The following is a 13,984-nucleotide window of genomic DNA, read 5'->3' on the forward strand; positions in this document are numbered from 1 at the left end:
ATTTTAAACTAAACAAGCACTGGGTGCCTTAGCTCAGTTGGTAGAGCAAAGGACTGAAAATCCTTGTGTCCCTGGTTCGATTCCTGGAGGCACCACACAAGTAAAAAACCGAAAACATTTGTTTTCGGTTTTTTTTTTGTTTAAAATTTATTTAACCGTATACAAGATCTGGGGTCAGGTGCAAAAGTTGGGGGACTATGTAAAGAAGTTATCTCATACCTATTTTAAGGACTTTAAAAAAATAATAATTTTTGCCAAATGCTATATTATTTCAACTATTTCTCTGTAGGGGCTTAGTTGTTGTGTTTTACTTCTAAAAAGGAGTTGTTTTTGAACAACAAACGAATAGAAGCGTAACCAATATGAAAGTAAACACACAAAAAAATCAAAGAAACAAAAGCGATCAGATCGATACAGTGTATCAGCATGATATCGAAGATGTTGTATCCCAGTTTGCAGCTTTGTCAATTCAAGATCAAGAGGAATCTAGCGCAGAACTATCTAGGGATGAACCAACTAATGCGACGGCTATTTTAGATCACTATCTGCCAGGGGTCAACCATCTTGTAGCGTTGACGATTGTTGTAGAGGGAGAGGTAATACGACAGTATAAGAAATTAGTGCTCAAACAACACATTAAAACGCATCATGAATTTGTCCTAGAACTTGCTGTTGATTCATTTAAGGATGAAACCTATGAAATGAAGCAGGCTCAAAATTTGTTGGGTAAACGCATTTTAATTACAATTCATTATAAGCATATCCTGGATAAACCTGAGCGAGATTTTTATGGAGTTATTACAGATGTTTGTTTCCAGCAAGCATATGGGAGCCAAGGATATGTAGTATTAAAAGGAAATAGTCCTACTATTTTGTTAGATCGAGCTCCCAATATTCAAAGTTTTGGAGGTGATCAACCAGCTTCTCTTACCTCTATTGTAAGTGATCTATTAAGAGAAGGCTATGAAAATAACGGAAAATACAAGTTTGTTGTTCGGTCGAGTAAAAACTGTAAAATCTCTTATAGTTGTCAATACAATGAAACCCCTTATAATTATTTAGCACGCACAGCAGAAGCTTACGGAGAGCAGTTTTTTTACGATGGAGAACAGCTGTATTTCGGGGACTTGCCTGCGGGTGAAAAACCAATTAAACTGGTGTATGGGCGCGATGTTGAGAATATAGAAATTCGCATACAAGCCCGACACGTTACTCGTTTGTTATATGGGTATAACAGTGAAACAAATAAAAAATTAAGCGCTTCGAGCAATACTTCCTTGAAGCTAAAAGGGGCGTTGGCCCAAACGGCTTATCAAAAGTCAGAACGTATAATTACCACTCCTTCTTTGCAGTTAGTGCCAGTCGATGCCTCAACCGATCAAGAGGTACAACAGGCACAAAGGGGAGTCGTCGGGAGTGAGGGACTTGATGTGTTTGTTATCTCAGGGGAAACAACGGTTCCTTTTCTATATCCAGGTTGTATTGTGATGCTCGATATGCTCGATGGAGTGACTAAGGAACTCAATCACTTCACCACATTGATGATTACAGCGATAGTTCATTCTGTTGACACATTAGGTCAATATCAGGGACGTTTTGAAGCAGTAGATGCACAAGCAGAGTTTATTCCGCGAATCGACTATACGTTGCCCTTAGCTGAACAGCAGATCGCTACAGTTGTAAGTCATGCAGATCCATTGCAAATGGGACGCGTACAAGTACAATTTGACTGGCAATATAGGGATCAACATACAACGTGGATCAGAGTGATGTCACCCGATGCAGGTCACAGCGATCAGGGCGGTAAGAATAGAGGTCTAGTAGCCATTCCCGAAGTGGGGGATCAAGTTATGGTGGGATTTGTGGGCAATCATCCTGATCGCCCTTTTGTATTAGGTGGATTGTTTCACGGAGAAGCTGCTGCAGGTGGCGGAAAAGATAACAACAATAGGAGCTTTAGTAGCAAAAGTGGCAATGCATTGAAATTTAACGATGCTGAGGGTAGTGTAACACTCCATGATAAAGGAACGGTAAATCAACTCTTTGATGGAGAGGGAAATGCCCTTATACGAGCAGATAAAAATCATACCATTCATGCAGGAAATGCCCATATCCTATCTGTCGGGGCAACAGAAGAACAACCCCCTCAATCTGCGATTAAAGCCGATGCTGAAGGAAACATCCTCATTGAAGCAAGAACGAGTATTTCCCTTCAAGTTGGAAAAAATAGAATTTCCATCGACAAGGAGGGAGTAGTCACTGTGGCTGAATGTGGAAATATAGAAACCCTTGCAAAAAATGGAGGAATAAGTATCAAAAGTACCTCTGATAATGTAACGGTTGAAAGTGAAACAGCCGTATTATGTGTAAAAGGGGCAACGGAGACCAATTTAGGAGGCGGTTCTACTACGAATCTAACAGGAGGTGTTGTAAATACGAATGAGATATAAGGATGGAAGAGCATAAACCACATTTCAGTAGGCTGAATGAAACAAGTGAAATATTCACTTATCTCGTTCAGGGCAAATCTCAAACAAGAGTGGGAACAATCTTTATCGAAAATGAGTATTCTTCGACTGTTCATTATAAAGAGGTCGTTAGGAAAAACAAAAGGTTTGTAACTTACCAAGAAGAAGATTTCCAGCAGACTTGTACTGGACTTGTATTTCAACTTACTGCTAGATTAAATCGCATTCTTTCCAATTATGAGGTGAGATTGAACGAAAATTACGAAGTTGAAGAAATCGTTAACCATCCTGCTATTTTAGCTAAATGGAAGCTAGAAAAAAATGAACTCAAAGAGCAATTTAAGGTCATACCTGATAGTGAAGAGTTATTTGATCAGTATGAACAGGTTCTTCAAGAGGAAGAAAAACTCAGACAAATGTTGTTTTACACAGGATTCCCTCCACTTTTTTTTCCGCGTATTAAACACCTGTTAAACGCGATTGATGCGTCCAAAAAGTATGAGCGCAAGAAAGTGTTGGCAGAAAACTCATTAGGATTAGAGCTCCCCATAGTAGAGGAATTATGCATAGAGAAGATAAACCAAAAGCAATTTGTGGCTACAATAAAAGGAACATTGGATGTAGATGCAATTCCTGATGAAAAAGAGTTTTTGTTTATTTTCCAATCGCTCTGTGGAGAAGATAAAACGTTAACTGATTTACTCTTTAAATCTAAAGCATACTATGTGTTTGATGCATTTCGCTCCTATCAGACCGCTGCAATAAAAGAGCACTTTGAGGTTAAAGGCATGTGCTTTAAGAAAGAGGAGTACTCATTTATCAAAAAAGGAAAACATGAGTGAAGAACATAAAAAGTACGTTCCTGAGGGAGTTTTCTTAGTCTGTGACAAAGGCGGTATGCCTTCTCAGTTAGTCGCCAATAAGCGCAATGTAAAAGTTTATGGATTAACTCAAGTAACAGCGCAAGACAATGTTTTTGGTAAAAATATACTTCCTTTTGGCAGTTGTACAACTTTACAAGGGCCATGCGCTTTTAGCCGTGTGCTTTGGTCTAAAGAAAAGAAAGGAAATTATTATATCAATGGAGAAAAGCCCCTATTAGAACATTCCGAAGCAAGTTGTTCAGTTGGAGGAGGGAGTATTAAGTTGTACTTCGATCAATACGATGCCGAAAAAGCAGGAAAGAAGAACCAGGAGCAATCCAGTGATTCAGCTGCGACATCCTCTGTTTTATTGGATGTTTTTTTAACAGGGAATCTAGCGACGATATGGAAGTTAACCTCAAGTGATTGTAGGACTGTGGAAGGAGCAAATTGTGGAGGTAAAAAAGGAATAGAAGGGGCCGCAAATTACCTAATGGAAGATATGTGGAAGACAGAAGTATGGAAATTCACCCAAGACAATCATCTAGTTGTTGGGGTGTCTTGCGCCTTATCAAGTGCTACGCCTGGAGTAGATACTTCCGATTTTTTCTTAGGTTGGCTGGATGTTAGCTGTAATGCTAACCTGACAAAGAATAAAGTTGCACTAGAAGCAGGGCTTGAACGTGCGGTTCATAAAACGATAGAAAACTACAAGCAAGAGTATTTAGAGACTGATGTCAAAACTGCGGTATTGGTAAATTACGCCGTTGTGGAAATTACAAGGGGACCCCAAGCAAGGGGAGAAGTGTCTCAAGCGTTCAAGCATTCGGCAGAAGCTTTGGTCGGTCAAGAAAGAATAGCGCAAGTATCGGCAAATGTTAGTAAATTTGTTAGAGCTGTTCGAGGGGGTATGCTGAGGGTAGTACGTGTTGGAGGAAAAGTAATTGCGTTTTTTTATCCATTGACGCAAGAGGTACTCGACGAAGCAATACGAGTTGTAAAAACTACGTCTGCCAACAATAGAGGACCCTGCTTGTCTGGTTTATATGACCCTGCTTCTAAAAAAACGTTTTATGGACTTAATTTTAAGAAAAACGCAACCGGTAAAGCGGACTATTATAAATGGATTGAAGCCCCATCTATTGAGGGTGGAGCGGATGATATCATTAAACAATTAGTTAAAGGGTATGACGAAAAAATAAAGCGGGGAGAAATTGTATTAAGTGAAGTGACGGATAGGAAGTATGCCGCACATTCAGAGCTCAGAGCTTTAGATCAGGCAATTAAAGCAAGACGAGAAGCTGGTATTCCCGTCGACCATAACGCTATAAAAGAGATGAGTCTAAGTAATAGGGATTTACAACCCAAAGTGATAGAAAGAAATAATAATACCCCTCCACTTAAAGCTAGATGTCAGAATTGTGAATATTTGACCAATGGCGTTCAACTTAATGGTCATAATTAAAAAAGGAAAACAGTGAATAAAAACAGCATGAGATTAGAAGATACCGACCGTTGTCTTTATGTAGAAGATGATGTAAATGGAGAATCGGTTTATTATTTAGATCCAGCCTTAACTCTGCCTTATACAGGAGTGATTTATACTACATATAGAGGAAAAATAGAAAGTGAAGCAGTTTATTTTCAAGGGCTAAAGAACGGATTAGAATATGTGTATAATGAGGAGGGGGAAATAATACAAATTGATGAATGTAGAGGCAATGTACAGTTCGGAATTTCTAAAGAATTTGAAAACAATAGATTGAGCTCGATTTCTATTAATTATAATAATAGCTGGGTGAAAGTGCTGTATGTAGGGGAGAATTGTGAAATAATAGATACTCAAAAATACTACTATGATGTGACTAAAGGGGATGAAGTTCCTCAAGGAAATGCGTCTTTGACACGGATGCCCTATGAGTGTTTGCCTAGCTACATCCGATTATTGTTGGAATTATCAGATCAGGAGTTAGTTGATTACGAGTTTAAGGATGAGAATCCCTATTTAAGACCGCCATATACTATTTAGATAGAAGTATAATCACAGCTAAGAAAAATATGATCGCAGCAGTAGACGTGTATTATTGTGACACGAGAGCAAAAGTAGTAGCTGTATTGTTTGAATCTTTTCAATCAGAAACACCTACAGCAATCATAGAAAAGATGATGTCCCCTCAAAGAGCGTATGAAGCTGGGGCATTTTATAAACGTGAATTGCCTTGTGTTCTAGCAGTACTTGATACGATTAAACAAGAGGATATTGAGGTTATCTTGATCGATGGATATGTCTATATAGATGAAGCTAAAACGGATGGTTTTAGGCAGTTATCTCTTTCAAGCTCTAGGTGAAAAAACTCCTGTAATAGGAATCGCAAAGTCTTACTTCTTTACGGCATCGAATCTTGTAAAAGAAGGGTACAGAGGCACAAGTAAAAAACCATTATATGTTACGGCAGTAGGTATTGATTTAGATGAAGCGCACCAAGCTATTCAGCAGATGTATGGTGAATATAGAATTCCCTATCTCTTAAAACTAGTGGATTCAGAAACGAAGAAGGCCGAAGGCTAAAGCTTCCGTTTTTTTATTCTTATATGGACCATTGAGGTAGGAAATGCATCATGTTATAAGTGAAAAAGCATCTTTGTTGAAAGTGTAGGACCAAAGGAATAGGTATGGACATACAAATAAGTTAAGCATATTTAGCTGTTCCAATAGGCATACGAGGCTCAGTAGTACTATGAGTATAGTACAAATGCTGTAGATATAGCAGAATAAGGTTCGGTTTAAAAATAATTTTGAAAAACAACAGAAAATCGAAAGTTCATAAAAAGGAAAAGCGAAACATCAGTTTCGCTTTTCCTTTTTCTTATTTTGTTAAGGCTTCATATTTGTATTCTTCCGCTTTGATGTCAAATTCCAAATTAGCTATTTCTGTTTGGTATTTATGCAATTTTGTTTTGATTTTTAATTCCTCAATAGGAGCAATTTTACCTAAAGCCATATCGCGATTATACGCATCGTTCTCTTTGTTGTATTTGATCGTGATTTTATTCAATTTAGCGGTTGCTTTTTGAATGTTTTTTTGCGTCTTAGCAATTTCCTTTTGCTTTTTAATTTCAGCCTTTCTCTCGCGTTCAATTTGCTTTTGCTCTTGTTTGAAAGCTTTGAGTTCAGCCGCACTCATTGTGGCCTCAGTAGTAGGTTTTTCTTCTACTTTGCTCTCCACTACTTGGTAGGCCGGAACTTCTGGTAAAACAGTTGTTTCAGTGTTTGTTTTCTCTGCTTCTTGTGCGTGAATGCTCGTTGAGCCAAGGAGTAATAATCCAGCGATAAAAAATGTTTTTTTCATTTTCTTCTTCTCTATTTTTGTTTTTATTGTTGTTCAAAGTAAATGCTACCATTCATTAATTCTATTAGCATCTAGCTTTAAAAAGATGAATAGCAATAAGGTAAAGGCAATTAAACTCGAACCTCCATAAGAAAAGAAGGGAAGTGGTACACCAATCGTAGGAAAGAGTCCTACGAGCATGGTGATGTTAAAGGCAAAGTGAATGAATAAAAAACTCACAACGCAATAACCATAGACTCTATTGAATCGTTTTTTCTGTTTTTCTGCTAAGTAAATCAAACGAAAAAATAAGCAAAGAAACAAGACGATAATTGTACTAGAGCCGACGAATCCCCATTCCTCTCCAACTGTTGTAAAAATATAATCGGTGTGTTGCTCAGGCACAAAGCCACCTTTGGTCTGAGTTCCTTGGAGGAAACCAGTGCCTTGCCATCCACCTGAACCAATCGCAATTTTCGATTGATTTAAATTATATCCTTCGGCTTGGAGGTCTACATTTTCGCCTAGTAATACGTTTATTCTATCCTTTTGATGGGGTTCAAGTACATTGTCATATACATAATCAACCGATAGAACAAAGCCGGACATTACGGTGGCTAAAATAAGATAAATAAAGGGGTTTCTATTGATGTTTTTGTTAAAATAGTAGTGTAGGAGTGTTAATAAAGCAATGGTTGTGATTATTAACGAGGGTTTTACTACTAAAGCCGCAATAAATAAAGCAATTGAAATAAAACCAGACCACAAATACCAAGAGGGAAGACCCTCTCTATATAGTACAAAAACGAGGGAAGCAAATAACATAGCACTTCCTGTGTCGTGTTTTAAGATGAGTAGGGTAGGTATTCCAATAATGATAAAGGCTGTTGCTTGTTCTTTGAACGTCTTTAGCGTTCCTTGGTGATCGGAAAAATACTTGGCCAAGAGTAGGGCTGTGGTGGTTTTTACAAACTCAGAAGGCTGTATTCCCAATCCGCCTATCTGATACCAGTTGGTTTGTCCCTTTACAGACTTACCAAAGACAAATAATCCCAAAATGGAGACTACCCCTAGGATGTAAAAGATCAAGGCGTATTTTTCGTAAAACTTAGTATCAATAGCGAGGATGATAATGATTAGGGGAATACACGTCAATATAAAGACTAGTTGTCGACCGTAAATTTGACTAAAATCAAAAATACTAGCCTCTTCACTGGGCAGTGAGGTAGAGTAAATATTTATCCACCCTGCAACAACAAGTAAAAGGTATAACAAAATCGTTATCCAATCGATGTGTTTTTGTACGCTTCCGCTTCTCATTATTTTTTCTGCTTATCGGCTAAATTGTATAATTGTAAAACTTTGTTGTATTCGCTTTCTAAACTTCCTTCTAGCATTCGCTTTTCCAAATCGGGGCGAACAATTTCTGGGAGTAAATATTTTTGTATCATCAAGCTCGTAATAGGCGCGGCCCATCGTGCTCCCCAAACTCCATTTTCAATGAATACAGCCACGACAATTTGTGGATCATCAATTGGTGCAAAGGCAACGAATACGGAGTGGTCAGCTAACTGATATCGCTTTCCATTAATACGAGTAAAGTTCTCAACCGTCCCTGTTTTTCCTGCCATTTCCAATTGAGGAACCGCAACACTTCGCCCTGTTCCGATGTGGAATACTTGGTTCATCCCTTGGATAATGGGTTCAAAGTGCTTGGGATCAATAGTCGTTACTTGTTTAGTTACAAATTTTTTATCAATCTTGTGATCTTCAATATCCTTGATGATGTGAGGGGTGTAGTAATATCCGCGATTGGCTACGGCAGCTACCATATTGGCAAGCTGTATAGGCGTGGTAATTACTTCCCCTTGTCCTATGGAATTGGAAATCGTAGTTGTACTTTTCCATCCTTTGTTAGGATACCAACGATCGTAATAGTCAGAATTGGGAATGTGTCCTTTTCGTCCTTCTGGTAAATCATACCCCAAGAACTGACCCAGTCCAAAACTCTCCAAATGTTTACTCCAACGATCAATACCTTCTGCTGGCGTTTTGTATTTTTCAATGATCTTTTTATAGGTTTGTGCAAAGTAGGTATTGCAAGACAGGGCTAAGGCATGACGCAAACTCCAAGTCCCTGAATCGTGACACCCCATCCAAGCTCCACGTCCATAATAAAAGCCTCGGCTACAGCTAAATGCAGTGTGTTCATTGATTACACCTTCTTGTAAGCCAATGAGTCCCGTTAGGATTTTAAATGGTGAACCAGGGGAATACTCTCCTGACAATACGCGGTTGTACAGCGGTTTGGCTAAGGAGTCATTGTAAAGTTTGGTGTAATTTTTAGAGCGTTCTCTCCCTACTAATAAGCCCGGATCATACGAGGGTGCATTAATAAGCGCTAAGATTTCTCCCGTTTTGGGTTGAATGGCCACAATTCCTCCGCGCTTGTTATTCATTAAAAGCTCCCCATAGGCTTGTAATTCCTGATCGATGGTCAGGGTGATATCACTACCTTTGATGGATATTGTATCATAAATACCGTCCTTAAAGGAGCCAATTTCACGATTAAAACGATCGCGTTGAATGTATTTTACTCCTTTTGTTCCGCGTAGAATCTCTTCATATTGTTGTTCAACTCCTTGAATACCAATTAAATCTCCTGATCGGTAGTAAGGGTTTCTCTTGATGTTATCTTCGTTTACTTGTCGGATGTAACCAAATATATTTGCACCTGTGTTAACTTGATAGTCTCTTAACGAACGTTTTTGTACGTAAAATCCGTTGAAATGGCGGATTTTTTCTTGAAAAGCCGCATACTCTGACTTGCTTAATTGAGCTAGAAATACAGAGGGTAAGCGCGGGCTGTAAACCGTTGCTTTTTGCAGTTTTGTCTTGAAATCATCCAGGGATACATCCAATAGCTTGCACAACGCAAGGGTATCAATATCCTTTACCTCACGTGGAATAACCATAATGTCGTACGAGGGTTGATTCGCAACGAGTAATTTTTTATTTCGATCGAATATATAGCCTCTTTCAGGGTATTCATAGACGATTTTTAAAGCGTTGTTTTCCGATTTTTTGATATAGGTGTCATCTACGACCTGTAAATAGAACAGTCGAATAAGAATGGTTATAGTTACTGTAACTATGATAATAGGTAGTAATAACTTTCTCATCGCTTAGATGGTTTAATCAAGTACAAGATAAGAATACAGCTGAGCAAAGTCGATAGCGTCGTTAGCAACGTGCGCAATAAGATTTCTAAGATGAAATTAAATCGAAGAAATTCTAAGGCGAATAAAACGACATGGTGAATTACAACGGTAAAAATTAGGTAACCGAATACCTCCATCGAAGAAAATAGATCATGGGTTACTTTTTTTAGTACGTTGAGGTTGTGGTATTGGTAACTAATACCAAATGAAAATTTTAGGACCAAAGGCCTACTAAAAGCGAGTAGGAGAGAAGCGGCTGCATGTACGCCCCCAGAATTCTCAAACATGTCTATGGTAAGTCCCAATAGGAAACTCGATACATAGAACAAGGCTTTATTGCCATCTGTAGGATACAAGATGATAAAGAGAATGTAGGGAAAGGGATTTATAAAAGAAAATAAATCCAGGTTGTTAAATATTAATACTTGCGCTATTAATAAGATAACAAAGCGAGTTATATTTGAAATAGCACTATTCATTGCGCGTTGCTTCTTCTAGTTCGTTAATTTCTTCAAGGTCGTTATTTTTAATCACATATACATACCCTAAGTTTGTCATGTCATTAAAAAGTTTGACTTCAATAGTAAAGTAATTCGAGCTTTCTGTAGTATAAGCCTTTTCAATCGTGCCAATGGGGATATTTTCTGGGAAGATATCTGAAATACCACCCGTAACGATTGTGTCTCCTTGAAAGAGTTCAGCTAAGCGGGGAATATCATTCAATTGAACGTATCCAGTGCTTTTACCGTCCCATTGTAGGGTTCCAAAATGATTGGAGCCTTTAATTTTGGCGTTAATTTTTGATTTGGCATTCAAAATACTTTGTACGGTAGAGTACTTTTTGGAAGATTTTTGAATAATTCCGACAATTCCGTTGCTATTGATTACTCCTAAATCTTTTGTAATACCTTCTCGTTCTCCTCCTTTGATTGTTAAATAGTTTTCTTTGGTATTGAATTCGTTTTTAATGACTTTGGCTACGATTACGTTGTAAATCTGTTCTTGTTGATCAGGAAGTGGTAATTCGATGGCCACGGAATCCAAAGCGATTGAACTATTAAAGGCTTGTTTTTTTAGTAGGGCATTTTCCAGAACTAAGGCGTCATTTTCTGTTTTTAGACGCATATATTCCTTCAAATCATTTACATTTTCATAGACGTAACCCGTCACACCATTTGCCGAACTAATAAAGGAACTCTTGTGAAAAGTATGGGTTCTCAGTACTAGGGCAAATGATATAACTAAAAGCAGCAAAAACAGTAGTTTCGTACTGTTTTTTATAAAGAAATTAATTATTTGCTGCATAGGTTAGTTTATTTTATCAATACACTTTTGTATTTGTCAATATTTTTGATCGCTAGACCTGTTCCTCGAACAACTGCACGAAGCGGATCCTCAGCAATGTATACTGGTAAATCTGTTTTTTGTGAGATGCGTTTGTCTAAACCGCGCAACATTGAACCTCCACCTGCAAGGTAAATTCCGGTGTTGTAAATATCTGCCGCTAATTCTGGAGGCGTTTGTGATAGCGTTTCCATTACGGCATCTTCGATACGTTGTATTGATTTATCTAATGCTTTTGCAATTTCACGGTATGAAACAGTCACTTGTTTTGGTTTCCCTGTTAACAAGTCACGTCCTTGCACGAGCATATCTTCAGGAGCTGTTTCCAAATCCTCTGTTGCAGCACCAGTTTGAATCTTGATTTTTTCTGCTGTACTCTCTCCAACAAACAAGTTGTGTTGTGTACGCATATAGTAAATGATGTCGTTAGTGAAAACGTCACCAGCAATTTTTACAGACTTATCACACACAATACCACCAAGAGCAATCACAGCAATTTCTGTTGTTCCTCCTCCGATATCAACAATCATGTTCCCTTTTGGCTGCATGATGTCTACACCAATACCAATAGCCGCAGACATTGGTTCGTGTATTAAATAAACCTCTTTACCATTCACTCGCTCACAAGATTCTTTTACCGCACGCATTTCTACTTCAGTAATTCCTGAAGGAATACATACAACCATGCGCAATGCAGGGGTAAACATTTTCTTTCTCAAGGCTGGAATGCTTTTGATAAAGAGGCTTATCATTTTTTCTGATGCGTCAAAATCTGCAATAACTCCGTCTTTTAAAGGGCGTATCGTTTTGATGTTACCATGAGTTTTCCCCTGCATCAAACTCGCTTCTTTACCAACGGCTATTATTTTTCCCGTTGTCCTATCTCTAGCAACGATTGATGGATTGTCAACGACAACTTTGCCATCGTGAATGATAAGGGTATTCGCAGTTCCTAAGTCAATTGCGATATCTTCCGTCATGAAATCAAAAAATCCCATAGATATAAAAGGCTTTTAGAGTTAATATTTATGTTGTTTTACAAAATTAGTAAATTAATGTTTAAAATGACGAGTTCCAGTGAAAACCATTGCGATTTTATTTTCATCGCAATACGCAATACTCAAATCGTCTTTTATTGAACCACCTGGTTGGATAACCGCTGTAATTCCTGCTTTATCTGCAATTTCCACACAATCAGGGAAAGGGAAGAAAGCATCACTCGCCATCACTGCGCCTTGTAAGCTGAAATCAAATGAATTAGCTTTCTCAATCGCTTGACGTAATGCATCTACTCTTGATGTTTGTCCCGTTCCAGATGCGCATAACTGCCCGTCTTTAACTAGAACAATCGTATTTGATTTAGTGTGTTTACAGATTTTTGAAGCAAATAGTAAATCCTCTACTTCTTTCGTTGAAGGCGTTAGTTTTGTAACGGTTGTCAGGTGATCTTTATTGTCAGTCACTGAATCTTTATCTTGTACTAAGATACCGTTTAAACAAGTACGCACTTGTTTTGCAGGTAATTCAATCTCGTTTAAGATCAAGATAATTCTGTTTTTCTTTTCTTTTAGAATTTCAACTGCCGCTGCGTCATATGCTGGTGCAATGACTACTTCGCAGAACAATTGGTTGATTTCTTTTGCCGTTTCAACGTCAATTAAACCGTTTGCAATTAAAACACCACCAAAAGCCGAAGTAGGATCGCCAGCTAAGGCATCTACATAAGCTGCTTTCATCGTGCTTCGCTGTGCAACACCACAAGCGTTGTTGTGTTTTAAGATCGCAAATGTAGGTTGCTCTCCTTTGAACTCATTCATCAAGTTTACTGCCGCATCAACATCTAATAAGTTGTTGTATGACAATTCTTTTCCGTTTAATTTCTCAAATAATTGATCGAAATTTCCAAAGAAATGCCCTTTTTGGTGTGGATTCTCTCCATAACGTAACTCGATTCCATTAGCATGGCTGATCTTTAAGGTGTCATCTGCTTCGTTGAAGTAGTTGAAAATTGCTCCGTCATAGTGTGAAGAAACGTGGAATGCTTTTGTTGCTAATAAACGTCTTTGCGCTAATGTTGTTGATCCGTTGTTTTCAATTAACATCTGTAAGAATAAATCGTACTCGTTTACCGAAGGTACAATAACAGTGTCTTTGAAGTTTTTCGCTGCTGCGCGGATTAATGAAATTCCACCAATATCAATTTTTTCAATGATATCCGCTTCATTTGCACCGGATGCAACTGTATTTTCGAAAGGATATAGGTCCACAATAACCAAATCAATTTGAGGAATATCAAATTCTTGCATTTGTTGAACATCTCCTTCGTGATCTTGTCTGTTTAAGATTCCTCCAAAAATTTTTGGGTGCAAGGTTTTAACTCTTCCACCTAAGATTGAAGGATATGAAGTAATGTCTTCTGCTGCTACTACTGGAATCCCTAAATTCTTGATGAATGTTTCTGTACCCCCTGTAGAGTAAATAGTTACTTCGTTTTTGTGTAATTCGCGTACAATTGGTTCTAATCCATCTTTGCTGAAAACAGATAGTAAGGCCGATTGAATCTTTTTAGTTGTGTTCATTGTGTGTTATTAATTAAAGGGCAAAAATAACTAATGTCTAGGTATTTATAAAGTTAATACAGAAGTTTTTATTTTAATTTTAAGATGAGTAAATTGTCTTGTTTTTTCAGAATAAAAATAACACTAAGTGTAACTTTTTAAATCTTCGACTACTAATAGGTATGACGTTGAATTTGTTGC

Annotated in this window: 13 protein-coding genes and 1 tRNA gene; 7 read left to right on the forward strand and 7 right to left on the reverse strand. The window is 37.9% G+C overall.

All coding sequences use genetic code 11. The features are described 5' to 3' along the window. The first annotated feature begins 22 nt into the window (after positions 1-22). From HX062_RS02460 to HX062_RS02490, 7 genes are all read left to right on the forward strand, one after another. Positions 23-95: transfer RNA gene (locus tag HX062_RS02460), tRNA-Phe, on the forward strand. 267 nt (positions 96-362) lie between these two features. After that, entirely contained in the window at positions 363-2,450 is a 2,088-nt protein-coding gene (locus HX062_RS02465) for a type VI secretion system Vgr family protein (RefSeq protein WP_286466274.1), read from the forward strand. A 2-nt stretch (positions 2,451-2,452) separates the two neighbouring features. Next, the gene (locus HX062_RS02470; RefSeq protein WP_286466275.1) at positions 2,453-3,310 is read left to right on the forward strand and encodes a hypothetical protein; all 858 of its coding nucleotides are present in this window, start codon (positions 2,453-2,455) and stop codon (positions 3,308-3,310) included. Further along, the gene (locus HX062_RS02475) at positions 3,303-4,796 is read left to right on the forward strand and encodes a PAAR-like protein (protein ID WP_286466276.1); all 1,494 of its coding nucleotides are present in this window, start codon (positions 3,303-3,305) and stop codon (positions 4,794-4,796) included. The genes HX062_RS02470 and HX062_RS02475 overlap by 8 nt, the downstream gene beginning before the upstream one ends. Before the next feature lie 27 nt (positions 4,797-4,823). Beyond that, the gene (locus HX062_RS02480; protein ID WP_182625616.1) at positions 4,824-5,360 is read left to right on the forward strand and encodes a hypothetical protein; all 537 of its coding nucleotides are present in this window, start codon (positions 4,824-4,826) and stop codon (positions 5,358-5,360) included. A gap of 29 nt (positions 5,361-5,389) precedes the next feature. Next, positions 5,390-5,680 carry a hypothetical protein gene (locus tag HX062_RS02485; protein WP_286466277.1) on the forward strand — a complete coding sequence of 97 codons (291 nt, stop codon included), beginning with the start codon at positions 5,390-5,392 and terminating at the stop codon, positions 5,678-5,680. Then, positions 5,643-5,900 carry an endonuclease V gene (locus HX062_RS02490; protein ID WP_286466279.1) on the forward strand — a complete coding sequence of 86 codons (258 nt, stop codon included), beginning with the start codon at positions 5,643-5,645 and terminating at the stop codon, positions 5,898-5,900. The genes HX062_RS02485 and HX062_RS02490 overlap by 38 nt, the downstream gene beginning before the upstream one ends. 298 nt (positions 5,901-6,198) lie before the next feature. Here the strand turns inward: HX062_RS02490 and HX062_RS02495 are convergent, their stop codons facing one another. Genes HX062_RS02495 through purH form a run of 7 tightly spaced genes read right to left on the reverse strand, consistent with a single transcriptional unit; the run spans position 6,199 to position 13,804 of the window. Further along, positions 6,199-6,681: a hypothetical protein gene (locus tag HX062_RS02495; RefSeq protein ID WP_182625617.1), complete on the reverse strand. Its 483-nt coding sequence runs from the start codon at positions 6,679-6,681 to the stop codon at positions 6,199-6,201. 45 nt (positions 6,682-6,726) lie between these two features. Continuing rightward, entirely contained in the window at positions 6,727-7,980 is a 1,254-nt protein-coding gene (gene rodA / locus HX062_RS02500) for a rod shape-determining protein RodA (RefSeq protein ID WP_286466281.1), read from the reverse strand. Continuing rightward, positions 7,980-9,842, reverse strand: coding sequence for a penicillin-binding protein 2 (gene mrdA, locus HX062_RS02505; protein WP_182625619.1), 1,863 nt, complete (start codon positions 9,840-9,842; stop codon positions 7,980-7,982). Before mrdA ends, rodA begins: the two co-directional genes overlap by 1 nt. Continuing rightward, on the reverse strand, positions 9,839-10,360 hold the full coding sequence (locus HX062_RS02510) for a rod shape-determining protein MreD (protein WP_182625620.1): 522 nt from the start codon (positions 10,358-10,360) through the stop codon (positions 9,839-9,841). Before HX062_RS02510 ends, mrdA begins: the two co-directional genes overlap by 4 nt. Then, complete coding sequence (mreC, locus tag HX062_RS02515; protein ID WP_182625621.1) at positions 10,353-11,186, reverse strand: rod shape-determining protein MreC; 834 nt, start codon at positions 11,184-11,186, stop codon at positions 10,353-10,355. Before mreC ends, HX062_RS02510 begins: the two co-directional genes overlap by 8 nt. Before the next feature lie 8 nt (positions 11,187-11,194). Next, positions 11,195-12,223 carry a rod shape-determining protein gene (locus tag HX062_RS02520; protein ID WP_060872609.1) on the reverse strand — a complete coding sequence of 343 codons (1,029 nt, stop codon included), beginning with the start codon at positions 12,221-12,223 and terminating at the stop codon, positions 11,195-11,197. A gap of 54 nt (positions 12,224-12,277) precedes the next feature. Continuing rightward, the gene (gene purH / locus HX062_RS02525; protein WP_286466283.1) at positions 12,278-13,804 is read right to left on the reverse strand and encodes a bifunctional phosphoribosylaminoimidazolecarboxamide formyltransferase/IMP cyclohydrolase; all 1,527 of its coding nucleotides are present in this window, start codon (positions 13,802-13,804) and stop codon (positions 12,278-12,280) included. Positions 13,805-13,984 lie beyond the last annotated feature (180 nt).

Source organism: Myroides sp. DF42-4-2, from assembly GCF_030326445.1.
Classification (GTDB): domain Bacteria; phylum Bacteroidota; class Bacteroidia; order Flavobacteriales; family Flavobacteriaceae; genus Flavobacterium.